Source organism: Pseudohongiella sp. (assembly GCF_040877505.1).
In the GTDB taxonomy this organism is placed as follows: Bacteria; Pseudomonadota; Gammaproteobacteria; order Pseudomonadales; family Pseudohongiellaceae; genus Pseudohongiella.
Genome location: NZ_JBBDNQ010000038.1, coordinates 117233 through 143066 on the forward strand (window position 1 = coordinate 117233; position 25834 = coordinate 143066).

Sequence of the window (25834 nt, forward strand, 5' to 3'; positions counted from 1 at the left end):
ATGAAGCGAATCGCGCTGTTTCTGTTGACCAACCTCGCCATCGTGCTGGTGCTGAGTCTGGTTCTGCGTCTGTTGGGCGTTGAGCGCATTCTGGATGAAAGCGGCAGTGGGCTGGATCTGAATGCTTTGTTGGTGTTTTCTGCAGTAATCGGTTTTGGTGGTTCGTTCATTTCGTTGGCCTTGTCTAAATGGATGGCCAAAAGGTCAACCGGCGCGAAGATCATAACCCAGCCTGGCAATGCCACCGAACAATGGCTGCTGACCACCGTGGCGGATCAGGCCAAGCGTGCTGGCATTGCGATGCCGGAAGTAGCGATTTTCCCGTCCCCCGATGTCAATGCGTTTGCCACCGGGGCGACCAAAAACAGTTCCATGGTCGCCGTGAGCTCGGGTTTGTTGGGCAAGATGACCAAGCAGGAAGCAGAAGCGGTGCTGGCTCACGAGATCAGCCATGTGGCCAATGGCGATATGGTGACGCTGGCGCTGATACAGGGCGTGGTCAATACCTTCGTGATATTCCTGTCCCGGGTGATAGGCCATGTTGTTGATCGGGTGGTGTTCAAAACGGAGCAGGGCCATGGTCCGGCGTTCTGGATTACCTCGATTGTTGCCCAACTGGTGCTGGGTATCCTGGCCTCAACCATTGTCATGTGGTTCAGCCGTCAGCGGGAGTACCGCGCGGATGCGGGCGGCGCAGCGTTGGCTGGTCGGCAAAACATGATTGCGGCGCTGGAGCGTCTGCAGGCGGGGCAGCCTAACCATCTGCCGGATGAGCTGGTGGCATTTGGCATCAACAACAAGGCCCGCGATACCTTCTCCAAACTGTTCATGACGCACCCGCCCCTGAGTGAGCGCATCGCCCGTTTGAAACAGGCCCGTTAAGTAAAACAGATCTATGGAAACATGGGTCAACGCCTAGCGGCTCGTGGCTGCAGAGGGGGAGGTTCCTCGGCGGGTTGTTGCTCCTGCACAGCCCGCATTTCCGCCATCCATGGCGGTCAGCTACACCCTCGCTCACAACCCCCTCCACATCCACGGCCTGGATCAAATTCAGTGGCAGGCTTGCACAAGCGGGTCGGGGCTGGGTGGCAACTGAAGGGGCTTATGCGGCAGGGAAGCCGCATAAGAGCCCCCAAGGATGGGTTCACGGCGTCCCCTGAAGGTGCCACCCAGTCACGACCAGCGTGGCCAATCGATCACGAATAATCTTACGCTTTTGAGGAGATTTAATTAATCCAGGTCGTCGTTGAAGTTGACGGCGCGGCCGGGGTTTTTGTCCCAGGCGGCGGCCCAGGCGAAGGGCGGCATCTGGCGGAAGGCTTCTTTTAAGCGCTGATCCCAGCTGCGTTTGACTTCGCGCAGGAACTCACTGTCCTCATCAAAACGCAGCGGCGTGTCCAGCGTCAATGTATCGGTGCGGTAGACCAGCATTTCGATGGGTGGCCCCACACTCAGGTTGCTGCGCATGGTCGAATCCATGGATACCAGTGCACACAGAGCACACGTGTCCAGGTTCAGATCACGCGTGAGAATGCGATCAAGTATGGGTTTGCCGTACTTGCTTTCACCGACCTGCAGATAAGGTGTGTCGTGGGAGCTGGTAATGTGATTGCCTTCGGGATAGACCATCATGATGCGGTGTTTTTTGCCGGCAACCTGCCCGCCGATGATGAAACTGGCTTCAAAGCCGGCGCCGTGCGCATCATGCTTTTCCTGCACGGTGCGGCTGATGCTGCCGAGATAATCAGCTGCTTCACTGATGTTTTCCACGGTCAACAGGCTTTGAATGGCACGTTCTTTGATATCGCGTTTGACACGACTGATGGTGGCCTGGGTGGTGCCCAGGTTGCCCGAGGACAGGATCACGAACTGACGTTGGCCATCGACACCAAAACGAAACATTTTGCTGTACGTGCTGACCCGGTCAATACCGGCGTTTGTGCGTGAATCTGAACAGAACACAAGGCCTGCATCTACCGCAATGGCTACGCAATAAGTCATACATTCCCGGCTTTGTGAAAGCCCCTGAGTGAGAACGCCGGGTGGCGTTCTCCTTTCACTTGTTTTGGTACTTAATCGTCTATCAGGTCGTCCGTTTCGTCAACATAATCGGTGCTGAAACTGTCGCCCGAGAAGCGCAAGTCTTCCATTTCGTCGAACTGCAGATCGCCGTACATGCGTTTCCAGTCCAGGCGCTCTTCGGTCCGACGTCGCAGCTCGGTCAGACGACGGCGCTGGCCGTGTTTGTCCTGGGGCTCGTCATCAAAGTCGGCTTCCGGTAAAAATGCGCCGGCATCAAAAAAATCCTTTGCACTGTCGTTTAATTCGTCCCACGAATGACTTTTCATGTGAAACCTCTCTCGTAAATTCCGGTTGCGGAATCCTTATGAGCACGTGACCGCGATGGATTACAGCGTCAGTCACCATCCGGCAATCTGGTTATCGGCGGGATATCAGATTGCATGAAGCAGGTTTTACGCCTGCCAAAAGGCCCTTGTGGAGCGATTTGACCGGACCGGCCTTCACGAAGCGGATTATGGTTATAAAATCGCAGAATGCAATAGCTTTAAAAACTTTTTTTCAAGCCGTGTGGCGGGGGTCACACGCAGGTGAGAATGGGGTCTTTACCTGCGTGTGACAAACAGTGGCGACGCCGTGTCAGCCCCCGTGCAGGCGCTGGATAGCCTGTTCGCGCAGGATTTTCTTGGCAATTTTTCCCGACGCGATGCGTTCCAGCTGCTCGGTCTCAAACCAGATGTGGCTGGGCACCTTGTAGTGGGCAATATGTTCGCGCAGGAAGTCCTGCAGATCTGTCTGGCTCAATGCCGCGCCGGGTTTGATCATGACTGTAGCACCCACAATCTCGCCCAGGCGTTCGTCAGGCAGGCCATAGACAGCTGCTTCAAACACATCCGGGTGCTCGGACAGGGCATATTCAACTTCAGCGCAGGCGACATTTTCGCCGCCACGGATGACGATGTCCTTGGCACGGTCCTTGATGACCAGGAACCCGTGTTCATCCAACAGGCCGATATCACCGGTGTGGAACCAGCCGTCGATGATAACCTCGGCGGTCTCTTTGGGTCGCTGCCAGTACGCTTTCATGACAGTCGCACCCTTGATACAGATTTCACCGGTTTCACCATCGGGCAGAACGTTGCCGTCAGGGTCTTCAATACGAATCTGGGTGACCGGTTGTGTCGGACGTCCGGTGCTCTCGGGTTTAGCAAGGTAAAAGGCGCCGGTAATGGTGGCACCTATGGCATTGGTTTCGGTCAGTCCGTAACCCAGGCCTGGCTGTACAATGGTATCGAATTTTTTCTGCATCATGGTCAGATGACCTGGCGGGCGTGAGGCGCCGCCGCTTTGCACGGTGCGCAGACTGCGCAGGTCGGTTTTGTCGAACATGGGTGAGTGCATCACTTCCCAGGTCATGGTGGGCACGCCGTGCAGTACCGAGAGTCGTTCGCTTTCGATCAGTTCAAGCGCTTTTTCGGCATTCCACTTATACATCATGACAAATTTGCGCAGGTAGACGAAGCTGACCAGAAACTGGGCATGGCAACCGGTGACATGGAACAGGGGCACGTTGGAAAGAATGCCCGGGTCGAACTCGGGGTTGCTGTCCACCAGTTCGGGGCGCAGGGTGTCCGTTGCCTCTTTGCCGAAGATCCAGCTGTACAGGGCATTGACAATATTTCGATGGGTGGACAATACGCCTTTGGGAGTGCCGGTAGAGCCGGAGGTGTACATGATGGAGGCGTCGTCTTCCGGGGCCAGTTCGATGGCATTCAGATCGTGCTGTGGCCCGTTGGCTGCGGTATCGGCCAGGGCGTAAAACTCTGGAAATCCGGTTGTGCCGGCATCGGGTTTGATGGCAATAATGTTGACATCGACCGGGTCTCGCAGGGTCTGCAGCTGGTTGATGCGCTCCTGATCGGCAAACAGCACCTTGGCGCCACTGTCTTTAAGTCCGTACATGAGTTCGCTGCTTTGCCACCAGGAGTTCATCGGCACCACGATGCCACCAATCATGGTAACGGCCATGTAGGCCATGCACCATTCGGGGTAATTGCGGGAGCAGATGGCAACGCGGTCGCCTTTTTGAATGCCGTACTGGTTGATCAGAGCCTGGGCGATGTTTTCAGCGATGCTGAGGGTCTGGGCAAAGGTGTGGCGTTCGTTTTCGTAAACCAGGAAGTCTTTGTCGGCGGCGTTGAGACCCAGCCTGTAGATGTCGCGCAGATTCTGCGGGATGTTGGCAAAAACGGTCTGTTCGACTCCGTCGATAGTGACGGTTTTGATGCCCAGCGGTCCGGCGGGATCGCGCATTTTGATGACGATGTCTTTTAATTTGGCCAGATCTTGTTCGATTTGTTGTGCTGTAAGCATAATGATTTTGTCGCCGGAATGCTGAAAACGAAAGAGCAGCATTATACGGAGCCGGGAAGGGGAATCAAGAGCGGTTGTCTTTCAGATCTGTCGGCAGGCCGCATCAATGCTGAATTGGTGTGCAACCGTTCGGTTGAGGGGGTGTCGGTGTGGGCCTGTTCAGCTGCAAGCGGGACTCGTTTTTGGGTCGCCCTTTGGGTGGTGGGTGGCGGCTTTCGTAGACGCCCGTGAACCCATCCCTGGGGGGCTCGGATGCGACCGTCCAAGGGTCGCATACGCTACTCAAGCCGCCACCCACCACCCAAAGGGCTAGTGCAATCGACCTGGAGTCAGTTACTCCGAACGGATCTCGAAGGTGACTTTGCCCATGACCTTGCGCTCGCGGAACACGTTGAACGCGGCGATGTAGTCATCGAAGGCAAAGGACTTGGTCACGATGGGTTTGATTTTGCCCGCCGTATACATATCGAACAACTCCTGGAAGTTCTGCTCGTATGCCTCCGGCTCCTCCTTGCGGAAACGGCCCAGAAACACCCCCATCATCGCGCTGCCCTTGAGCAGTGCCAGGTTGGCTGGGTAGGACGGAATACGGCCACTGGTGAAACCTACCACCAGCAGGCGGCCGTTCCAGTTGATGCAGCGTGTGGCCTGGTCAAACAGGTCCCCGCCGACCGGATCGTAAATCACGTCCGCGCCCTTGCCATCGGTCAGGGCTTTGACTTTCTCCTTGAGCTCACCGTCCCCGTAGTTAAGCAGTTCATCTGGCCCCGCCTGATTCACAAACGCCAGCTTTTCATCGCTGCTGGCGGCTGCGATAACGCGCGCGCCCATCAGTTTGCCCAGCTCAACTGCCGCCATGCCAACACCACCGCTGGCGCCCAGGACCAGCAAGGTCTCGCCGGGTTTGATAGCGGCGCGTTGTTTCAGCGCATGGTACGAGGTGGTGTAGACCATGGCGAATCCCGCTGCCGTCTTGAAATCCATGCTGCCCGGAATTCTGCGCAGACCGGTCTGTGGTACCTTGACCTGTTCAGCCATGCCGCCGATAGAAGGCGTTGCCATGACGCGATCGCCTACTTTGAAGCTTTCCACGTCAGAACCGACCGCAGAGATGACACCGCCCACTTCAGAGCCAGGCGAAAATGGCATGGGCGGCTGAAACTGGTACTTACCCTGAATTTGCAGGGTATCAGGGAAATTCAGCGATGCCGCATACACATCGACAATCACTTCGCCTGGCAGAGGTTCCAGATCAGCGACCTCTTCCAGAACAAGATTCTCGGGAGGGCCGTAGGATTTGCATAACAACGCTTTCATAGGGTCATACCTTGCTCTTAAAAGACTAGATTCAAACATGTTTGCGGCGGCCGTACAATTGTTTGTCGGTGCCTGATTATGGCACTCTCGCAAGATAGCTTTGGTGCATACGGTCTGCTCTGCTTTATAATGCTGCACATATCCTGATGTGCAGGACCTAATTGAAAGACCTATCTGCAAGACATGGTGGAGCCCTTGATGGCGACGGAAAATCGCAGACAAACCTTGTTGCGGGAAATGGGCATACAGTGCTGGTTTCCGCGTGTAGGAATGCCTGGTGCGGGGCCGTCGCACGATGCTGACATATTCGCGGTTGAACCGGATGTGCAGCCGGATGTGCAGAATGTTGCTGCACAAGGCCAGCCCCGCGCCGATGGTGCCGTCGAGCCGGCAGCGCACCCATCTGTGGAGACAGACCGCTACCAGCCAGGTAGTCAGGCAGAAAGCCAGCCAGGAAATCAGGGGCGGGGCCAGCAGATCCCAGCAGAGTTAAAGGCGGCCCTGGCGCCCGGGTCTAAATCAACGTCAGCGTCGGTGAAAGCGCAGATTGCACCTGCAGATACTATTGTCAGGGCAGAACAAAATACCGGTGCCCAGGCCGACCCGGAGGCATCTGGTGCCAACGAGTCAGTGCCGGACTTTGCCTTTAGCTGGTTCAATGTCGACAAACGGCTGTCCGTGTTGGCCATGATGCCGTCAGGTGCAGATCGTTTGAACAGTGCCTGCGGACAAATGCTGAAACGGATACTGGCTGCGCTGAACCCGGACTTCAGAGATCTGCGATTGCAGGAGCATACTTTCCACTGGCCATTTCCGGGCGACCTGGGTCTGCCCACTGGCCGACTGGCAGCGCGTCAGGCCGTTGATGGTTTTGTGGCGCGCCGCCTGCGCGAGCAGCCATCGGCCATGCTGCTGATTCTGGCGGATGATACGCCGCCGTTCCTGTATGGCGACAAGGCTGCGGCCGACGAAGATCTCAACGGCGCTTTGTTTGTTCACCGGCAGTTCGGGTTTGCCATGCTGCGGACCCATTCACTGCATGCGATGGATGCCAATCAGGAACTGAAACGCTCTGCCTGGCAGGCCATGAAGTCATTGCGGGACCGCCTGAACCGCGGCGTCGAATAATATTTCGCACAGGACAATTTTGCAGATTCAATGTTTCAGACAATGACTGACCCAAGCCAGGTGATATGCCGTCGCATGCGGCCCAGCGATCTCGACTTCGTGGTGCACAATGAAGAAGTGTCCTATCCCAACCCCTGGAGCAAGCGCATTTTTCTGGATTGCCTGCGGGCAGGGTATGAGTGCTGGGTGTTGGCGACCCGTGATCGTATACTCGCCCACGGTGTGCTCAGTGCCGCCGTGGGCGAGAGTCATGTGCTGACTTTATGCGTGCATCCTGGCTCACGGCGCAATGCTTACGGGCGGCGCATACTGCAACATCTGTTGGCGGAAGCACGCAAGCTGGGAGCGGATACCTGCTTTCTGGAAGTTCGCCCCTCCAATGAATCTGCGCGCGCATTGTATTACTCAGTGGGGTTTGTGCAGGTGGGTGAACGCAGGCACTATTACCCTAGCGAGCCAGGCAGCTCGTTTCGGGAAGACGCTTTGATTCTTTCCTGCCGGCTCGATTGACCGGGTTACGCTTGACCAGACCACTTTACCATTGCCGGTGCCGGCCGGTGTGGCATGTGAAAGGCCGTTTTATGAGGTACAGAATGTACAAAAGTGCAGGCACTCTGCTGGCAGCCCTGGTGCTGCTGGTGATGTCCGCTCAGGTATGGGGTGATGAGCGCATACCGGCGCTGAGCGCGTCGCAGGCCGACTGGGTTGCCGACCAGATATTTCAGAATGAATGTAACCGTCAGCTGTCATGCCTGACCAGCTGGAATGTCGGAGAGGATTTTCCATCCCTGGGTATTGGGCACTTTATCTGGTACCGCCAGGGCCAACAAGAGCGGTTCGTGGAGAGTTTTCCGGATCTGCTGGGTTATTATGTGGCACGTGGCGTTGATCTGCCGGAGTGGATTGCCGGTTTGCCCGGTTGGGCGTCGCCGTGGCCCGATCGCGACGCATTTCTGGCCGATATTGACAGTCCCCGCATGCAAGCCTTGCGTGTGTTTCTCAACGAGACCCGGGGCATTCAGGCTGAATTTATCGTCCGTCGCATGGCGCGGAGCCTGTCGGCCCTGATGGCTGCCAGCGATCAGCCCGATGTCATAGCTGATAAATTCTATCGTGTCGCCAACAGTGAGGTGCCACATGGCATGTATGCGCTGATTGATTACGTCAATTTCAAAGGCGAGGGCACTGCCGTCAGCGAACGTTATCAGGGTCAGGGTTGGGGTTTGCTGCAGGTACTGGAAACCATGTCAGCCACCGTCGATGATGGCAAGGTGCTCGAGCAGTTTGCAGGAGCGGCGCAGCAGGTGTTGGCGCGTCGCATTGCCAACGCCCCCACGGAGCGTGGTGAAGAACGCTGGCGCCGGGGCTGGACCAACCGCACATTGACCTATGTGCCGTAAATGAACACAGGAACCAGATTCAGTCGATAACAGGCAGAGCCGAGTATGACTTACGAAAGACCGAACATCCGTGAAATGGCGGGATACACCTGGGGCGAGCAACCTGCTCAAAAGCAGGTGATCAAGCTCAATACCAATGAGAATCCGTATCCGGCGACTGCGTCGGTCGCTGAGGTTCTGAAGAATCTTCGCGTGGACGAGTTGCGCCGTTACCCACAACCCTTTGCCAATGGCTTCAGGGATGTCGCTGCGGCCGCCCATGGTGTGTCCCGCGATAACATCATGGCGACCAATGGTGGTGACGAATTGTTACGGTTGGCGATTACTACGTTTGTGGATGCGGGGCAGACTCTGGGGATGGCCGAGCCAAGCTACTCGCTCTACCCCGTGCTGGCGGCGGTGCAGGGCTGTAAGGTCAGTCGTGTTAATCTGGAAAAGGATTGGTCACTGCCCCGGGATTTTGCCGCACAGCTGAATGCGGCCGACACCAGACTGACATTCGTGGTCAATCCCCATGCGCCAACCGGACAATTGTTGCCGGTGTCCCGTTTGCGCGAAATCGCTGCGGAATTCAAGGGTGTATTGGTCATTGATGAAGCCTATGTCGATTTTATTGACCCGCTATGCAACTACAATGCGGTGCCACTGGTGCACGAATTCGACAATGTTATGTTTTTGCGTACCATGAGCAAGGGCTATTCGCTGGCGGGGCTGCGATTCGCTTATGGCATTGGTTCTGCGTCCCTGCTGGCGCCGATGCTCTATAAAACCCGGGACAGCTATAATACTGATGCCTTGTCCCAGCATCTGGCGACGGCGGCACTCGCTGCCCGTGACGAGGCAGCAGTGAACTGGCAGAAAGTTCGTGACGAACGTGGACGTCTGAGCGCAGAGCTTAACAGCATGGGTTTTGCCGTGATTCCCAGCGAGAGCAATTTTGTGCTGGCTACTGTACCCGACAGTGAGCCGACATCACCCACAAGTGGCGAAGAACTTGCGCAGCAGCTATACAAGGGGTTGAAGGATGATGGCATTCTGGTGCGATACTTTGATCAGCCACGCTTGCGTGACAAGTTGAGAATCACAGTGGGCACAGCGCAGGAAAATACGCAGCTGTTGCAAAGTCTGCAGTCGCGACTGCAACAGGCACAGCAACAATCTGACGACGCGACGCAGGTCTGAGCGGAAATCAGATCTGACATCGAGGCGAAACGCATGTGTGCAGATCTGTTTGACGGCATAGAACCGGACAAACCGGCATCAACAGAGGACGCCGGTGCAGCCATCACGCAGCGAGTGTACTATTGCCCGCGCTGTCGCAATCCTATGCGTCGCATCATCGGCAAGATGGGGCCGTTCTGGGGCTGCACCACCTACCCGGCGTGCGATAAAAAACTCTATGACCTGAATGGGCATCCGTCGGATACGCCTGATGAACGTTATCGCTGTCCGGTGTGTACGCGGCCACTGGTGCACGCACAGACCAAAGCAAAGCCTGATGCCACGACAGACGATGTCAGCGCACGATCGGCGCGTGACGATTATTGGTACTGCACCGGGTACAATAAGGGTTGCAAGGTGACATTGCCCGATGCCAACGGCAAGCCGGCGGCGGCCTGGCGCTGCCCCCGCTGCGGTCATCTGCTGAAACAACGGCGCGGTAAAAATGGTATGTTCTGGGGTTGTAGCCAGTATCCCCTGTGTACGGAAAGTTTTACGGACATCGGTGGCAAACCAAAAGGACCAGATTTTGAGTAAATCCAGATACAGAATTTCACGTCGTAACCGGGCCGTGATCGGCGGAGTGATCATTGCGCTGGGCTCGATTTACGCGCTGGCGGTTTCCTACAATATTCCCGGCGCGGAGCTGCTCTGGTTTCTGGTTGGCAGTGCGCTGGTGTTGCTGGCCGCGATGTTGGCAGCGATGATGTTGGTATTACTGATAAAAGGTCTTGGCCTGATGTGGCGTAAGTTGTTGCCGGGTTCAGCGCCATCGGCATCACGCGATAATGCCAGCAAAGATCATGATTCTTAGAACTGGCAATGGTAAGTGGCAATTGACAGGGCTTTGAAGCGAGGCATTACGCGGCTATGGCTGGTGGCTCGATATTGTAGTGGCTGATCAGCCAGCGATCACCTTGTCGGATCAGTTGAACGCTGACTGTCGCCACTTCGGATTCGAATCTCGCGAGCATGCTGTAAGAGGCTCTGGCTGGCGCCTCGCCTTGCCACCAGCCGGGAATGTCAACCTCGTACTTGATGTCGTAAATTTCCTGCAATGCGCCCAAACGTCGACTCATTGGCAGGTAACGTCGCTGTAACTGGTCTGCACTCTCTCTGCCAAGCAGTTCGGCACTGCCATGTTCTCTGACCGTTTCCGGATCCCAGTTGACCAGGAAGTCGGTGGTTACCATCATCACCAGTTCACTGCTTTGTTCCACCGCTGCATCCTGCTGATACAGGGAGCGGGAGAACAGGGCGGCAACGACCAGGCAGCCGATGACAGTGAGAATAATCAGAGTGCGTTTCATGGGGCGGATTGCATCCGTTTTGGCCAGTTGGTTGTTGCCCGGTATTATAGTCAAAAAAACCCTTGGAAAAACATAGAGAAAACGGCATCAATTGCAGTCGCCTGTGAGAAAGAACAGGTTTTATGCACATCGGTGTCAGGACTGTCAATCAATTGTGTCAAAGTTTGCGAATTTTAAAATTAACGCCTAAAAATATGCTAAAGCATTGAAAAATATCAATAAATAAGTTGGTTAAATTTTGATCAAATTAACTCAAGCTACCATTTTACCGGTGCTTTGGGCTTTTCTTTTCAAGTTATCACCAGACTTATCCACAGATTCTGTGGACAACATTGAACACAAAAACGACCATAGTCGTCGAGTGCCGTCAACAGTCATCTTCGGTTTTTTTGCTATCGTTCGGTGGCTGGTGTCATTGATGTCGCGAAATGAGAAGGGATGACCCATTTCGGGTCTTGAAATGTTACCCCCGTGCCCATATATAGTGCTTTGTCATCAAAGCGCGAGCCGGATTTCCACTGGTGCAATCCGGGCACAAGTGCTATCGTACCACTACCAGCTTTTTCGTGGGTCTTAAGCATCATGGTTGAACTCTCCGGCAATATTCCTTTTCTCTGGCGCCTGAGTGCAGAATCAAGTGAAGGCTTCTGCATGGTGTCCATGGTTGTGCCCTTCGAGTCAGAAGACGATCGCAACGACCTGACCATCGAGACCAGTGTGGTCAGCTTCTCTTCCGACAGTACCCGCTCCGAGCGTGAAGAAATGCTGGAGTGGAATCAGGATGACATGAGTCTGTTCCTGAAACTGGTTACCTGCCAGCAGCAGGGCGATGCGGCCCCGGTTGCGGAATCGGTACGTGTTGATCTGACTGATCCGGAAATCATCGAAATTATCCATGTGGTGGCAGCGGCCGGTTTTGGTACGGCCTACTCGTCTTATGGCATGCTGAATAATTCGGTGGGTCGTTATCCCCCGCAGGCCTGCGATATTGGCAGTTTCGCCTCGCTGAATACTGTTGATGGTTTCAAACGCTGCGTAGTGGTGGATATGGATGGCGAGGACGTGGTGTGTGTATTACTGGAAGAAGTTGACGTGGTATCAGTTGGTGAATACGACAAACTGGTGCGCCACGATTTGCTGATGGTAAAACAGACAGACCTTCTTCATCCCGATTTTGCTGGTGGCCTTGTCCGTCCACCGCACGCTACTTTGCACTGAGCGCAGCTGCGCGCGCTTCCCGCTTGTCACGGAAACCGTTTTACTGTTAAGTTTGGCTGCGATGCCCGGATAGCAAACTTGATAATAAGACGGGGAACTGTGTGCCAAATATCCTTAAACCTGCCTGGCTTCTGATTGTCATCACCACGTTGGCGGTGGCCTGCTCCCCAGGCAGCGACACCACCCTTGTGGGGGACAATACACCACCGGCTGATCCGGGTCCGCCAGTGTATGGTGGCCATCTGCGTGTCGCGCTGGAAGGGGAGACCAACAATTGGCTGCCCGGTCAAGGCAATCATGTCGCGCCAGCCGCGCTCACCGTTGCCATGGCGCTGTTTGACCCCCTGATAAAACTGGACCACGAGGGGCGTTTTCGTCCTTATCTTGCTGAATCAGTTACACCCAATGATGCTTTTGACGAGTGGACGCTGCGTCTGCGTCCCGGCGTGCTGTTTCACGACGGAACCCCGTTGAACGCCGATGCGATCAAGTGGAACTTCGACAACCTGCACAAACGACAGGGTTCAGTGACATATGGCTCTATTCGCGATGTAGAAAGTGTCGAGGTCATTGATGACCTGACGGTTGTTTATCATCTGAGTCAGGGCATTGTACCATTTCCGGACATGTTGACCCGTGCCGTCGGGTGGCCCGTGTCACCGACAGCCGTTGAGCGTCTGGGTGATGAGGCGGGGCTGTATCCGGTCGGCACCGGACCGTTTGAGCTGGTAGAGTGGCGTCGTGACGACCGTATGGAGCTGCAGCGAAACGATGACTACTGGCAGGAGGGCTTGCCCTATCTCGATGGCATCACCTTCCGGCCACTGCCGGATGAGGATGCTCGTCTGGCCAGCCTGATATCGGATGACATGGATGTGATTCAGACGCTGAGGCAGCATATCGTGGCAAGACTGCGCGGCCTGTCGGATATTCACCTTTATGAACAAGTGGGCAACAGCAGTGGCAGCGCCATTTTTAATGCGCAGATGCCGCCTGTGGATGATGCGCGGGTACGTCAGGCACTGGCCTGGGCGCTGGATCCCGAGGCCCTGATTGAAGTACTGGGTGGCAAGGGTATCACGCCGGTACAAACGCAATACTTCAATGAAAACAACGTCTGGTATTCACCCCGGGTTGCAGAAGCCTGGCCGCAGGCAGACCCGCAAAGAGCGCGCGAGCTGCTACAGGATTACATGAATGATCCGCAACGCTCGGATGGTCTGAATCCGGGAGACCCGGTGTCAGTGGAGATGATGTGCCTGCCGGAACAAAGCCTGATTGACCTGGCACAGATGTACCAGGCGTTCTGGACGGCAGTGGGAGTGGATGTCAGGTTGCGGCAAATTGAACAGGCGACCCAGATCCAGAGTGCTATCAGCGGCGACTACATGATCACCTGCTGGCGCTCAAGCAATGAACAGGACCCGTATACAATCATGACCAGCGATTTTGGCCCGCCCGACATCCAGCCGCTGAATTACACAAACTTTACCCACCCTCTGCTCGACGAGAAAATAGAAGTGCTGCGCCTGGAGCCTGAGTTCGACAAGCGCTACGCGGCAGTCGAAGATATCATGATGTTGTTTACGGAACAGGTTCCGAACACCTGGACCGGCTCAACACCGGCCGCAGTGGCGGTGCAGCCCCGGGTTCGCAATATAAAAGGATGGACCTTTCCGGATGGCACGCCCGGTGATGGCATGCCGGTGGCCCAGGTAAGCTGGGCGCAAGTATGGATGCTGGATGATGAGGCCTGGCAGGCCGAGCAGGCAGTGGGTGAATAAAGCGTGAGACTACTGACCAGAAAGCTACCGTGGTTGATAGGCACGCTGCTCGCGGTTTCCTTCTTCACGTTTATGCTGGTCTCTTTGCTGCCAGGTGATCCTGCGGTGATGATTCTGGGTGCCGGCGGCGTGTCACCTGAGGCGGTGGCACAACTGCGGCTTGAGCTGGGCCTGGACCGGCCGCTGGTCATTCGTTATTTCGACTGGCTGGGCAGTGCGCTGAGTGGCGACCTGGGCCGCTCGCCGATGACCGGCCAGGCAGTAACTGATGCCATTCTCAGTCGACTGCCGGTGACCATTCAGCTGGGCACGATGGCAATTGTCATCGCCCTGACGCTGGCCATACCGCTGGCCATGGTGTCTGCCTACTTTGCTGGCAGTCGCCTGGACCGCGGCATCAGTGGTCTCGGTTTTGCGCTGATGTCGGTGCCGGGTTTCATGATGGCGATATTCCTCATTCTTGTTTTCGCCGTTGGCCTGGGCTGGTTCCCTGCCACCGGCTGGGTGCCTCTGTCAGAGTCACCCGCGGGCAATCTTCAAAGCGCGATACTGCCGGCCATGTCACTGGCAATGATTGAACTGGCTTTGTACATGCGTCTGTTACGAACCGACCTGATTGACACCCTGCAGCAGGATTACATCACGCTGGCGCGCGCCAAGGGTTTGCCCAACTGGTTAATCCTGACCCGTCATGCCTTGCGGCCGTCTTCGTTCTCTTTGATGACGGTGGTGGGTCTGCAACTGGGGGGCGTCATCAGTGGTGCCATCATCGTGGAAGAAATTTTTGCTTTGCCCGGTGTTGGCCGGCTGCTGTATCAGTCGATTTTGCAGCGTGATCTGCTGATGGTGCAGGGCATTGTTCTCTTTATTGCGACCGCGTATGTGGTCGTCAATTTTCTTGTGGATTTATGCTATTCACTGCTGGACCCGAGGGTGCGTTATGCGGAGTAAGGTCGCTGACAGCAGTGTTGTGCGCAGCCGGGCGCAGGGTTTCTCCGCAGCTGCCAGGCAGGTATTCGGGCGGGGCTTCGGGCCCGGGTTCTGGATTGCTGCTGGCTGGTTGCTGCTGGTCGCATTATGCGCCGTGTTTGCCGATTGGCTGCCGGTCAGAGATCCGATAGATCCGGTCATTGCCAACCGCCTTAACGGACCGTTGACGACCAATATCCTGGGTGCCGACGGTCTGGGCCGTGACATTCTTGCCCGTCTGGTCCATGGCGCCCGGGTATCGGTGGTAATCGCATTGACCGCCGTGTCCATTGGCATGGTGATAGGTGGCACTCTGGGTATTCTGGCAGGCTATTTCAGAGGTCATTTTGAACGTGGCCTGATGGCGGTGCTGGATGTCATATTGGCCTTCCCCTGGCTGGTTCTGTTGCTGGCGCTGGTTGCTTTTATTGGTCAGAGCCTGGCCGCCATCTCAGTAGCCATTGGTTTTTTGTGGATTCCCGCTTATGCCCGGGTTGCCCGGGCCAACACCCTCTCAGTGGTGCAGCGCGAATATGTGCTGGCGGCGCGGGCCATGGGCGCGAGCACCTTGCGCATTCTGCTGCGCGAGGTATTGCCCAATGTGATTCTGCCGGTGCTTGCCTATGGTCTGGTTGCCATGGGGCTGGTCATTATTGTTGAGAGCGCGCTGGCGTTTCTGGGCTTGAGCGTTGAAGCGCCGCAGCCGACATGGGGCGGGATGATATCGGAAGGCAAGCGTCATCTGGCAACAGCAGTGCATGTTGCACTGGTGCCTTCAATAACCATGTTTTTCACTGTTCTTTCGCTTAATTATGTTGGCGATCGACTGCGCAGCCGGTTTGATGTCAGGGAGTCCAACCTATGATTGATGCCGGCAGTCACGGGGAAGTTTTGCTGCGGGTCAACGGCCTGACTGTGCGTTTGCACAGCGGCAATGGTCTGGTGCATGCGGTAGAGGATGTGAGCTTTTCTCTGGCGCGCGGGCAGACGCTGGGGGTCGTGGGTGAATCAGGTTCCGGCAAAAGCGTGATGGCTCGATCACTGATGGGGTTGTTGCCCAAACGTGCCCTGGCCGGTGGCAGTGGAGAAATTCTGTTTCAGACTGCTGGTGGCGCGCAACGGGATCTGGCATCGCTGCCGGAAAAACAGCTGCGTTTGTTGCGTGGCCCGGCCCTGGCGATGGTTTTCCAGGATCCGATGACCGCGCTGAATCCCGTTTTGCGCTTGAGCGTGCAGTTGACGGAACCACTGCGACTGCATTTGGGTCTGGATCGTCAACAGGCACGCAGTCGTGCCATCGAATTACTGGCATCCGTCGGTATTCCTGATGCGGCAGGGCGTATTGACCAGTTCCCTCATCAGTTGTCCGGTGGCATGCGGCAACGCGTTGTCATCGCTATTGCCCTGGCCTGCAGCCCGTCGTTGTTGATCGCTGATGAGCCCACAACGGCACTGGATGTGACGGTTCAAAAACAGATTCTTGATCTGCTGGCCCGACTGCAGCGAGAGCTGCACATGGCGATGATTCTGATTACCCACGATCTGGGCGTGGTGGCCAGCCGGGCCGATCACATTGCCGTGATGTATGCGGGCAGGGTGGTCGAGTATGCGCCCGCCAATACATTGTTCACCTCGATGAAGCATCCGTACACTGAGGCCCTGTTCAACTCCATTCCACGCATCAATGATCCCAGCCATACCCGCTTGCAGGCTATTCCGGGACGTCCGCCTCAACTGATTGATCCCGCACCCGGTTGTGCGTTTGCCCCGCGCTGTCAGTACGCTCAGCCGCGCTGTCGGGAGCAGACACCACCTGTGGTGACGGTGGCTGATGCCCCGGATCACCAGCACGCCTGTTTTTTCCCCGTCTCAACAATACCGGGAGGACGGCCCCATGGCAGATAGTAATCCCTGTCAATTGCGCGAACGCGACGACATTGTCCTGCGTGTCGAGCATCTGAGTGTCAATTTTGCCATGGGCAAAAAAACCGTGCAGGCAGTGACGGATGTCAGCTTTGATGTTGCCAGGGGCGAAACCCTGGGTCTGGTGGGTGAGTCGGGCTGCGGCAAATCCACAGTAGGCCGTGCGATCATGCAGTTGCCGCCGCCCACCTCGGGTGGTGTGTGGTTTCGCGGACAGGACATGACAAGTCTTGCCGGCGAGCCATTGCGGCAGACCCGCACCGGGCTGCAAATGATATTTCAGGACCCGATTTCATCGCTGAATCCGCGCCGTCGGGTACGAGATATCATTGCCGAGGGTTTGACCATCTGGGCACGTGACAACGCCCGGGAGCGTGTCGATGAGGTGATGGAGGCTGTAGGGCTGGATGCCGCCAGTGTGGGTGATCGCCGCCCGCACCAGTTCTCTGGTGGTCAGTGTCAGCGCATCTGCATTGCGCGTTCTTTGGCGCTGGACCCTGACGTACTGATCTGCGATGAGCCGGTCTCTGCGCTGGATGTATCGGTACAGGCACAGATCCTGAATCTGCTGGAGGACATGAAGGCGCGTTACCACCTGACCATGGTATTTGTCGCGCACAACCTGGCTGTGGTGAAGAATATCAGCGATCGGGTCGCTGTGATGTATCTGGGCAAGCTGTGCGAAATCGGCAATACCGAAGCCATCTACGCACAACCGGCACACCCGTACACGCGCGCGCTGCTGGCCTCGATTCCCGACACGGATCCGTTGGCCCGGGACGACGCTTCAATCGACGATGCACCGCTGCTGCAAGGTGATCTGCCATCTCCCGCCGATCCGCCGTCGGGCTGCCGCTTTCGGACCCGTTGTCCATACGCGCAGGCGCGCTGTGCCGAGGAAGTGCCGATGATGCAGCCGGTTGCCGACGATCATTATGTTGCCTGCCATTTCCCGCTGCGATGACGCGGATCCGGGTTATTGCCCCGGCCCAAGAAAACTTCCCGGTTCTATCAGTCGGTAGTCAGGCACCATGATGTGCTCTTCATCTTCCTCGGTGACCAGACTGCTGGGCAGCACGGCATCGGGGCCGGCGGAGAACAGGAACTGACCTGACATCAGCTTTTGTTCAGGGTCGATAACACCCCAGTCAACCACATAATAATCAGACCCGGGCAGATCCGGCAGGGGCCAGATAAACACCCGATTGGCCACGGGGTTGTATCTGAAGTTGAGGTTGATCACCTTGCCCTCAGCATCCTTCATGATGAGTTTGACCAGAGTAACCCCCGCGCTGAAACGCAAAATCAGGTTGTCAGGTGCCTGCGGCAGAATTTCGTCATGATCAGGGATATGATCTATTTCCACGTCACCGGTATAACGATAGGTGTGGGAGTAGTGCTGGGCAGAGGCGCTGCCGCACCAGAGCAGGGTCATGGCGCCTAGAAAAACAGCGGTTGCGAGGGCTTTCCGGTGTTTTGTCTTGTGTTGAATCTTCATTACTGCAGGTGTCCTGAATTGCGTCAATGCTTTGATTATTGTATCGATAAGGGCATAGTGATGACTTGATCACTTTATAACACGCCGGGCCAGGACTGCGTAGCTGGCGCCTGATGAAATTTGAACGAAATAGACGCAATTTCAGAAATCCGTCAGAGATTGTTATTAATCAGCAAGACGGCAACCGTATTTTCATGCTCCAATCAAACCGTCAATAGTAACAACAACAAAGGAGGTGTCCCGTGAGGATGCTGAAAATCTCCCATCGAAGTGCACCCGTCATGGGTTGGGCCATCAAGCTCGTTGCCGCTGCGGGTATTGCGTTGCCATTAAGCGTATCTGCACAGTCAGCGACAGAAGAAGTAACCTTTCACAAAGATATTACGCCTATTTTGCAGCGCAGCTGTCAGAGCTGTCACCGCCCTGAAGGCGTGGCACCGATGTCGCTGGTGTCCTACGACGAGGTTGTGCCTTACGCGGGTCTGATCGAATACCGTACCCACCTGCGTGATCGCGCTGGCGCCATGCCACCGTGGTACGCGGAAAAAGATGTGGGCATTCAGGAGTACAAGCAGGATCCCTCACTGACCGACGAAGAGCTGGCCAGGATTTCCTCCTGGGCGCGCAATGGCGTGCCGGAAGGTAGTGTTGCAGATGCGCCGGAGCCATTGGACTTTGATGACAGTACCCGTTGGACGGCCGGTACGCCGGACCTGATCGTGCGCACCGAGGACATCACAGTGGAAGGCACCGCGCCGGACTGGTGGGGTGATATTCCCAGCATCCCGACCGGCCTGAAAGAAGACCGATATGTCAAATCGGTGGAGATCCGCGAAGTGAATGACCTGGACATGGTTGCCGCAGGCGGCACTGTCGGTGGTCGGAATATCGTTCACCACATGATCTGGAGTACTCAGGTATTCAACGAAGACGGCACGGCTGAAGGCATTCAGGTACCGTGGCCGGTGCATGAGATTGCCCGTAACCCGGACATCTTTGACCAGGACGGTGGCCGTTTGCTGCGCGCCAACTCACACGTCGTGTCCAACTCAGTGCACCTGCATGCCACCGGGGTTGATACCACGGGACACCTGGAGATCGGATTCCGTTTCCACCCGGTAGGCTACGAGCCCAAGTATCGGCCGGTCAGCATTGGTCTGGGTAACGGTGTGGACATCAGCATCACCGGTAATCAGGACAATCAGCAGCTGCATGCCTATGCCGTGCTGGATCAGCCCACCAAAATTGTCACTTTCGAGCCGCATTTGCATGCCCCGGGCGAGCGCATGTGTCTGGAAGCAATCTGGGGTTATACCGTGGAAACGCTGTCCTGCGTTGGCTACGACCACAACTGGGTACGCGGTTACACCTATGATGAGAATTCGGCGCCATTGCTGCCCGAAGGCACTGTCCTGCACATCACCGGTTACATGAACAACACCGAGACCAACTCCAATGTGCCTGATTCGCGCAACTGGCAGGGCTCGGGCAATCGTTCGGTGACCAATATGTTCATTGACCTGGGTATGCGCGTTGGCATGACGGAAGATCAGTTCCTTGAGGAAATGACCAACCGCCGTAAAAACCTGGATCTGGGGCCCAATGACCATGTGATTGGTTGTCCGCTGTGTCTGGCACCGCTGGTGGCGCCGATCGAGCTGACAGAGGAAGACAAAGCAGAAATGTCCGAGGCAATGATCAACTACCTCACAGTGACTGACGATGAAAAAGAAAAAATGCCGGAAGCAATGATCAGCCGGGCGGAGGTAGAGTAATGCTGGTACGTTTTGGAAAAACCTGCTCTGTTGCCCTGGCAACTGTACTGAGTGTGACGATGTTGTGGTCTGCGGCTGCATCCGCGCAGACCTATCGCAAGGGACAACACATAGAAGTGGCCTATGAAGGCTGGGAACAGAACGACGATGGCACCTACAGTTTCCTGTTCGGTTACCACAACGAAAACTGGGAAGAGGAGCTGGATATCCCGGTGGGCGAGAACAATTTTTTCTCGCCAGGCGAGGCTGATCGTGGTCAGCCTACGCACTTTCTGCCACGCCGCAACCGTTTCACCTTCAAGGTGCAGGTACCGGCTGACTGGGGTGACAAAGAGCTGGCCTGGACAATCACGTCCAACGGTGAAACCCGCACCGCCTATGCCACGTTGGCAAAGGACTATGTGGTTGACAACGTGGTGATCGCGTCGGAAACCGGATCATTGGGTGCGGGCACCAGTACCCCCGAGTCACGTGCCAATACGCCGCCGCAATTGTCGGTGATCGGCGACACCATCCGTAATGTTCGTGTTGGTGAACCACTGACACTGCGTGCGCAGGTTGAAGACGACGGTTTGCCCACACCTGGCAACGTGGGTAATTTCCGTTACCCCCTGGCCAGTCGTACAGCGAGTTCGGAGATGCGACGTTTCATGGATGCGCCATCACGTATCACCGTGGGTAAAACCAATGGTCTGTTCATGTCCTGGAACGTCTACCGTGGTGAGGGCAAAGCCACGTTCTCTCCCCAGCAGGTCAAACCCTGGGAAGATACGCGCGCCAGCGCCAATTCGCCCTGGGGGGCTTACTGGACGCCACCACCCATCCCTGAAGATGGTGTGTATGAGGTCACGGTGACATTCGAGGAGCCGGGTCAGTACGTGTTGTGGGGCCGGGCTGACGACGGTGGCCTGTATCATGATCAGTACGTGACGGTGAACGTTAATCCGTAAGGCCTGATATGGCTTGCATGGTTCCGGCTTGACGGTCCTGCCATGCGATAATCAACCCCCGGGCAGCTTTTCTTGTGGAAAGTTGTCCGGGGGTTTTTTATGCCTGTTATACTTGTGGCGACGATAGACAAGAGCATGCCCCTACTATGCAATGGATCCATTCTGCGAGCAGTTACCTGGCGATCTCACAGCTGGTGTTTCTGGCCTGTCTGTATCTGGTGTATTTCCCCGGCAAGCTGCTGTCGCGCCTCATCGTTTTATTCAGTGCCTGCATAACGGCCTATATTCTGGCGCGTTCAATGGCGCCCATGCCGTCAGAATTGAGAATGGTGTTCTCCATGATGGCGACGCTGGCGCCGGCGGTATTATGGATAATTGCGCGGTACCTGTTCGAAGATCATCGGCGTATACATCCGGTCATGTGGGGGCTCATCTGCGCCTATATAGCGATCCGCATGGTCGGGTTGCTGATGTATGATGGTTCGGTGCCACGCAACAGCGCCTTCTTTCTGTTCTATTTCTACATACCACAACTGGTCATGCTGTTCCTGGCCTGCCACGTGGTGTATATGGCCTGTCGTGGCCGCGACGGTGATCTTATCGAGTCACGGCGCCAGGTCAGGGTACCTTTCGCGATCGGCATGGGCAGTATCGTCGGCCTGATTATTGGTACCGGCTTTTTCTGGCTGGGCAGCCCGCAGCTGGACAGCCTGTATTTTCTGGTGGTGTTCGTCTTGATATTGTCGGTAAATCTAGCCATGTTCAGGTTTCAGAACGAAGCACCGCATTTGATTCAGACCGCCGCAGACGCGCCAACGCCCAAGGCCCCGGTGCAGGATAACGGCGATATCGTTTCCCGTCAGGATCAGGTGCTCATCGACCGTATCCTGAAGGCGATGCAGGAGGAGCGGCTGTATGCCGAGTCCGGATTGACCATCGGTGATCTTGCTGCCAAAGTTTCTGTGCAGGAGTATCGTTTGCGGCGCCTGATAAATCAGTCGCTACACTACAGAAATTTTAATCAGTTTCTTAATCACTACCGTATAGAAGAAGCAGCACGGCGGTTACTGGATCCGGCAGAGGAGCATATACCCATTTCCAGCATTGCGCTGGATGTGGGTTACGCGTCCCTGTCATCGTTCAATAAGGCATTCAAGGATACCCATGGTGTCACGCCGTCGACCTGGCGCTCCGCAGACCAGACCGCTGTATCCGTTTTACCACCTACCGACGAAAGCAGATTATGACCAATTCAAGCCGCACAACTGATGATAGTGTTCGATTGCAGTCCTTTCGCCGTATCGCCTTGATTACCATTTGTGCCGTGTATTTTCTGATTCTGGTCGGCGCCTCGGTGCGGGCATCCGGCGCCGGCATGGGCTGTCCCGACTGGCCGACCTGTTTTGGAAGCTGGATACCGCCGGTAGGCGAGGCGCAATTGCCGGACAACTACCAGGAGATCTATGCGGACAGGGGTTATGCTGAAACCCGGTTTAACCCGGTGAAAACCTGGATCGAATATCTGAACCGTCTGACCGGCGTAGTGATTGGTTTGTTGATATTGACCACGGCCTGGAAATCTCTGGCCCTGCGCGACCACGACAGGTGGATTACGATCGCCTCGGTAGCCGCTTTGGTGATGGTCATCTACCAGGGCTGGCTGGGATCACGCGTCGTGGCATCGAATCTGCAGCCGGGCATGATTACCGTACACATGTTGATGGCGCTGGCCATTGTGGGTGTGCTGCTGTTTGCGCTGGCACGGGCGCGCCGGGATACGCTGGCGGCACAGACAGTAGCCGCGGTCAATCCACGCTTCCAGCGTTGGCTCTATATCGTGCTGGTGTTAACAGTTTTGCAGGTGGCCATGGGGACCCAGGTGCGAGAAATGGTCGATTTTTTAAATCATTCCCAGGGGGAGGAGCGTTCGGCCTGGGTGTCGGCCTTGCCCTGGTTCTTCTACGTACATCGCACCTTTTCAGCGGTGGTGTTATTTGCCAATCTCTGGCTGGTATGGATGCTGTATCAGTCGCTGGGACTGGGGCACAGCCTGACCCGTCTGGCTCTGGGCTTGCTGACTGTCATCGTGCTGGCCATTATCTCCGGCGCGACCTTGGGGCATTTGGGTATGCCTGCGGTGGTGCAGCCGACACACTTGCTTAGCGCTTCGCTGATCTTTGGTCTGCAGTTCCTGTTGTGGATGGACTACCGTCACGCGCGAGGGGTGTAATGAGGTCTGCAGCAGCGCTGTTGTTTGCCTTTGTCATGACAGCCTGTGCGTCCTATCCCGGCGACCTGACGCGTGACAGTCTGCCCCGGTCGCAACGTCTGGCCCTGAACAGCGAAGAGCCGGGACTGAGCTGGCGACAACACGAAGATCCGGCGGCAGTGGTGATGCTTGTTCACGGACTTAATCTTGATCCGGCCGCCATGCAGGATATACAGCAATTGCTGTTCAATGCTGACATGGACGTGCTGAGTCTGTCCCTGACCGGTCACGCCGAGGCCCTGAGTGACGATGCGCGCGTATTGCAGTTTCATGAAGCCAGCTTTGAGGATTGGCAGTTCGATATCAGTCGTGCGGTGCAGGCGGCCGCGCTTCGGGCAACAACGCTGGGGCGCCCGCTTTACCTGGTCGGGTTTTCTCTGGGTGGATTATTGAGTGCTGATTATCTGCTGCAGATGGCCTTGAGTGGCAATGATCAGGCCGCCATCAATGTCGACCGCATGGTGTTGCTGGCACCGGCCATCAGTTTAAAGTGGTCTTCCTATCTGCTGTACCCGCTGCAAATTTTCCCTGACATGTATCTGCCCAGTGTTGCCCCCACGATATATCGTGCCAATGACTATGCTCCGGTATCGGCATACCTGGCACTGTACGAAGGCGTGAACCGTTTTAATGAGCTTGCCGCTGAGCAGGCCGTCAACAGACAGGCGCTGAACATACCGGCCCTGGTTTTCATGCACCCGCGCGATGAACTGGTGTCGGCAAATGGCGTGCGTGACTTTATCTCTGAGCATCAGCTAAGCCAATGGCAGTTGGTTGAGGTTGAAAAAAGTGAGGGTGCCGGGGATGTGCTGGATCATCTGATTATCGGGCCGCATTCGTTGGGTAGTGATGCGTGGCAGTTGATGAGTGCGCAGATAGCTGAATTCTTGCGTGCAGATTAATTCTCGGTTATTCCTGGGACGCCCTTTGGCGGCTGGGTGGCGGCTTTCGCAGACGCCCGTGAACCCATCCCTGGGGGGCTCGGATGCGACCATCCTAGGGTCGCATACGCTGCTCAAGTCGCCACCCAACCCCCAAAGGGCTAGCGCAGAGTTCTGGCTGAAACTTAATGGGGACGGAGGGAATATTTTTTATTCCCTCCGTCCCCATTAAGGAGAATCAGTTCTTGATGAACTTCATGGTCATGCGGTCGCTTTCACCGATTGCCTGAAATTCAGCGCGTTGCTCGGCTGACACGCGCAGGTTGGGTGGCAGCATCCAGACACCGTCGGGGTGATTCTTGGGGTCGTTTGGATTGGCATTGATTTCCGAACTGCCGGCAAATGTAAATCCGTGTTCTGTCATCAGGTCGATCAGTTGTTGTTCGTGGATGTAGCCGTTGCCCGGAATCGCGGCTTCGTCGGCATCCCAGCGGTGATCAACAATACCGACCGTGCCGCCCGGTTTCAGTGCCTCGTGCCAGGCCATGATGACGTTCTCCGCCCCCATGCCAATCCAGTTGTGGGCGTTGCGGAAATCAAGAATGACATCAACCGTGCCCGGTTCGGCGATGCGCGACTGTGACTGAGTCAATTGCTCGGAAATCACCACGTCGCCATACATATCCGGGTTGCTGTCGAGCAGACGTTGGAAGGTAGCGTTGCTGCCGCTCATCCAGCCGGCCAGTGGTTCGGGGCTGCGATCGTAAGTGGCGCCGATCAGGGTGCCGTGATCCTTCAGATAAGGCGCCAGGATTTGTGTATACCAGCCGCCGCCGGGCCAGGCTTCGATGACCGTGTCATCGCGCTCTACACCAAAAAAGGTCAATGTTTCATAAGGGTTGCGGTAGACATCACGTGATCGGTTAAGATCAGAGCGGTGTTCACCATCAATGGCGGCACGCAGTGGGCCGTTGCCTTGGGCGGCAGCAGTGCTGATGCTCAGGGCACCCAGCAGCACAGTCAATAGCGAGGTTTTTACCAGGGTTTTCATTGTTCTGGACTCCGATCATGGTTGGATGTAGCCCTGAAGATTACCGCAGAATTTGTTGCGTTAATAGCTTGAGGTGACGCTCAGGCTCAAATACGCAATCAATGACCCCAGCAACATGCCCGCCAGTACATCGGAAATGAAATGTACCCTGAGCATGACGCGTGACAGGCCGATCAGGGCAGCCCACGTGTAGGCCACCAGGCTGACGCCCGGGAAACAGATACTGGTAATGCCGGCAATCATGAATGCAGCCGTGGTGTGGCCAGACGGGAAACTGAATTCGTCAGAGGGTTTTAATACCGGTGACATCGCCTGGACAACGTGGAAAGGGCGCCTGCGCTTGAAACTTTTCTTGAGTATGCAATAAATGGGCAGTTCGATGACAAAGGCCAGCAGACCCGCGAGCAGGAATGCAGTGCCTTGCTCAGGGAATAACAGGGGCAGGGACAGACCCATCAGCAGATAAAGATAACCATCACCGGTGAAGGAGATGAACCGTACCAGCGTTTCCAGTTGTCCGCGCTGGTGCAGGCGGTTGAGACCGAGAAACAGTCGGGCGTCCAGGTCTGCCAGCCATTGCCAGGCGAGTATGCTGCGCTCAATCATGATCGGGGTCTCCGATATCTGAATTGGCACAAGTCTGGCAGTGGATTGTGACACCGCTGCGTCCATGACATGACAATTGTGTGACAACAGGCGCATCACGTCTTCGCCCGCCGTAACTGGTCTGCGCTGCAGTTGCGTCTGC

General features: G+C 56.1%; 26 protein-coding genes. 18 read left to right on the plus strand and 8 right to left on the minus strand.

The window, feature by feature from the left end:
• A complete protein-coding gene (gene htpX / locus WD071_RS13965; RefSeq protein WP_368049004.1) occupies positions 1–882 on the plus strand; it encodes a protease HtpX in 882 nt (293 codons plus the stop codon).
• Positions 883–1230: 348 nt separating this feature from the next.
• Here the strand turns inward: htpX and WD071_RS13970 are convergent, their stop codons facing one another.
• The 4 genes from WD071_RS13970 to WD071_RS13985 form a co-directional block, all read right to left on the minus strand.
• Positions 1231–2001 carry a peptidase gene (locus WD071_RS13970; RefSeq protein ID WP_368049005.1) on the minus strand — a complete coding sequence of 257 codons (771 nt, stop codon included), beginning with the start codon at positions 1999–2001 and terminating at the stop codon, positions 1231–1233.
• Between the two features lie 71 nt (positions 2002–2072).
• On the minus strand, positions 2073–2348 hold the full coding sequence (locus tag WD071_RS13975) for a hypothetical protein (protein WP_368049006.1): 276 nt from the start codon (positions 2346–2348) through the stop codon (positions 2073–2075).
• A 310-nt stretch (positions 2349–2658) separates the two neighbouring features.
• A complete protein-coding gene (locus tag WD071_RS13980) occupies positions 2659–4392 on the minus strand; it encodes a class I adenylate-forming enzyme family protein (RefSeq protein WP_368049007.1) in 1734 nt (577 codons plus the stop codon).
• 333 nt (positions 4393–4725) lie between these two features.
• Positions 4726–5709, minus strand: coding sequence for an NADPH:quinone oxidoreductase family protein (locus tag WD071_RS13985; protein ID WP_368049008.1), 984 nt, complete (start codon positions 5707–5709; stop codon positions 4726–4728).
• 198 nt (positions 5710–5907) lie between these two features.
• Between WD071_RS13985 and WD071_RS13990 the strand changes: the two genes are divergently transcribed.
• The 6 genes from WD071_RS13990 to WD071_RS14015 all read left to right on the plus strand — a co-directional run bounded on the left by WD071_RS13990 (position 5908) and on the right by WD071_RS14015 (position 10272).
• Complete coding sequence (locus WD071_RS13990) at positions 5908–6837, plus strand: hypothetical protein (protein WP_368049009.1); 930 nt, start codon at positions 5908–5910, stop codon at positions 6835–6837.
• Positions 6838–6912: 75 nt separating this feature from the next.
• On the plus strand, positions 6913–7347 hold the full coding sequence (rimI, locus tag WD071_RS13995; RefSeq protein ID WP_368049010.1) for a ribosomal protein S18-alanine N-acetyltransferase: 435 nt from the start codon (positions 6913–6915) through the stop codon (positions 7345–7347).
• 83 nt (positions 7348–7430) lie between these two features.
• Positions 7431–8237: a hypothetical protein gene (locus WD071_RS14000; protein ID WP_368049011.1), complete on the plus strand. Its 807-nt coding sequence runs from the start codon at positions 7431–7433 to the stop codon at positions 8235–8237.
• 45 nt (positions 8238–8282) lie between these two features.
• Complete coding sequence (hisC, locus tag WD071_RS14005; protein WP_368049012.1) at positions 8283–9419, plus strand: histidinol-phosphate transaminase; 1137 nt, start codon at positions 8283–8285, stop codon at positions 9417–9419.
• Positions 9420–9452: 33 nt separating this feature from the next.
• Entirely contained in the window at positions 9453–9995 is a 543-nt protein-coding gene (locus WD071_RS14010) for a topoisomerase DNA-binding C4 zinc finger domain-containing protein (RefSeq protein WP_368049013.1), read from the plus strand.
• Positions 9988–10272, plus strand: coding sequence for a hypothetical protein (locus WD071_RS14015; RefSeq protein WP_368049014.1), 285 nt, complete (start codon positions 9988–9990; stop codon positions 10270–10272). Before WD071_RS14010 ends, WD071_RS14015 begins: the two co-directional genes overlap by 8 nt.
• 46 nt (positions 10273–10318) lie before the next feature.
• On the opposite strand, the gene WD071_RS14020 is transcribed toward WD071_RS14015, so the two are convergent.
• The gene (locus tag WD071_RS14020) at positions 10319–10768 is read right to left on the minus strand and encodes a hypothetical protein (RefSeq protein WP_368049015.1); all 450 of its coding nucleotides are present in this window, start codon (positions 10766–10768) and stop codon (positions 10319–10321) included.
• A 582-nt stretch (positions 10769–11350) separates the two neighbouring features.
• Here WD071_RS14020 and WD071_RS14025 point away from each other — a divergent pair.
• From WD071_RS14025 to WD071_RS14050, 6 genes are all read left to right on the plus strand, one after another.
• Positions 11351–11986 carry a hypothetical protein gene (locus tag WD071_RS14025; protein WP_368049016.1) on the plus strand — a complete coding sequence of 212 codons (636 nt, stop codon included), beginning with the start codon at positions 11351–11353 and terminating at the stop codon, positions 11984–11986.
• A gap of 101 nt (positions 11987–12087) precedes the next feature.
• The gene (locus tag WD071_RS14030) at positions 12088–13770 is read left to right on the plus strand and encodes an ABC transporter substrate-binding protein (RefSeq protein ID WP_368049017.1); all 1683 of its coding nucleotides are present in this window, start codon (positions 12088–12090) and stop codon (positions 13768–13770) included.
• A 3-nt stretch (positions 13771–13773) separates the two neighbouring features.
• Positions 13774–14721, plus strand: coding sequence for an ABC transporter permease (locus WD071_RS14035; RefSeq protein ID WP_368049019.1), 948 nt, complete (start codon positions 13774–13776; stop codon positions 14719–14721).
• Positions 14711–15604 (plus strand): ABC transporter permease, encoded by an 894-nt coding sequence (locus tag WD071_RS14040; protein WP_368049021.1) that lies wholly within the window; start codon positions 14711–14713, stop codon positions 15602–15604. Before WD071_RS14035 ends, WD071_RS14040 begins: the two co-directional genes overlap by 11 nt.
• Positions 15601–16644, plus strand: coding sequence for an ABC transporter ATP-binding protein (locus tag WD071_RS14045; protein WP_368049022.1), 1044 nt, complete (start codon positions 15601–15603; stop codon positions 16642–16644). The genes WD071_RS14040 and WD071_RS14045 overlap by 4 nt, the downstream gene beginning before the upstream one ends.
• Positions 16634–17626: an ABC transporter ATP-binding protein gene (locus tag WD071_RS14050; protein ID WP_368049023.1), complete on the plus strand. Its 993-nt coding sequence runs from the start codon at positions 16634–16636 to the stop codon at positions 17624–17626. The genes WD071_RS14045 and WD071_RS14050 overlap by 11 nt, the downstream gene beginning before the upstream one ends.
• A 12-nt stretch (positions 17627–17638) precedes the next feature.
• Here WD071_RS14050 and WD071_RS14055 read toward each other — a convergent pair whose 3' ends face one another.
• Positions 17639–18160, minus strand: a complete 522-nt coding sequence (locus tag WD071_RS14055; protein ID WP_368049024.1) for a copper resistance protein CopC — start codon at positions 18158–18160, stop codon at positions 17639–17641.
• Between the two features lie 242 nt (positions 18161–18402).
• On the opposite strand from WD071_RS14055, the gene WD071_RS14060 reads away from it, so the two are divergent.
• From WD071_RS14060 to WD071_RS14080, 5 genes are all read left to right on the plus strand, one after another.
• On the plus strand, positions 18403–19935 hold the full coding sequence (locus tag WD071_RS14060) for a cytochrome c (RefSeq protein WP_368049025.1): 1533 nt from the start codon (positions 18403–18405) through the stop codon (positions 19933–19935).
• The gene (locus tag WD071_RS14065) at positions 19935–20885 is read left to right on the plus strand and encodes a hypothetical protein (RefSeq protein WP_368049026.1); all 951 of its coding nucleotides are present in this window, start codon (positions 19935–19937) and stop codon (positions 20883–20885) included. Before WD071_RS14060 ends, WD071_RS14065 begins: the two co-directional genes overlap by 1 nt.
• Before the next feature lie 146 nt (positions 20886–21031).
• Complete coding sequence (locus WD071_RS14070) at positions 21032–22132, plus strand: helix-turn-helix domain-containing protein (RefSeq protein WP_368049027.1); 1101 nt, start codon at positions 21032–21034, stop codon at positions 22130–22132.
• Complete coding sequence (locus tag WD071_RS14075; RefSeq protein ID WP_368049028.1) at positions 22129–23115, plus strand: heme A synthase; 987 nt, start codon at positions 22129–22131, stop codon at positions 23113–23115. The genes WD071_RS14070 and WD071_RS14075 overlap by 4 nt, the downstream gene beginning before the upstream one ends.
• The gene (locus WD071_RS14080) at positions 23115–24056 is read left to right on the plus strand and encodes an alpha/beta hydrolase (protein WP_368049029.1); all 942 of its coding nucleotides are present in this window, start codon (positions 23115–23117) and stop codon (positions 24054–24056) included. The genes WD071_RS14075 and WD071_RS14080 overlap by 1 nt, the downstream gene beginning before the upstream one ends.
• Before the next feature lie 217 nt (positions 24057–24273).
• On the opposite strand, the gene WD071_RS14085 is transcribed toward WD071_RS14080, so the two are convergent.
• Complete coding sequence (locus WD071_RS14085; RefSeq protein WP_368049030.1) at positions 24274–25086, minus strand: class I SAM-dependent methyltransferase; 813 nt, start codon at positions 25084–25086, stop codon at positions 24274–24276.
• Positions 25087–25146: 60 nt separating this feature from the next.
• Entirely contained in the window at positions 25147–25788 is a 642-nt protein-coding gene (locus WD071_RS14090; protein WP_368049031.1) for a phosphatase PAP2 family protein, read from the minus strand.
• Positions 25789–25834: the final 46 nt, after the last annotated feature.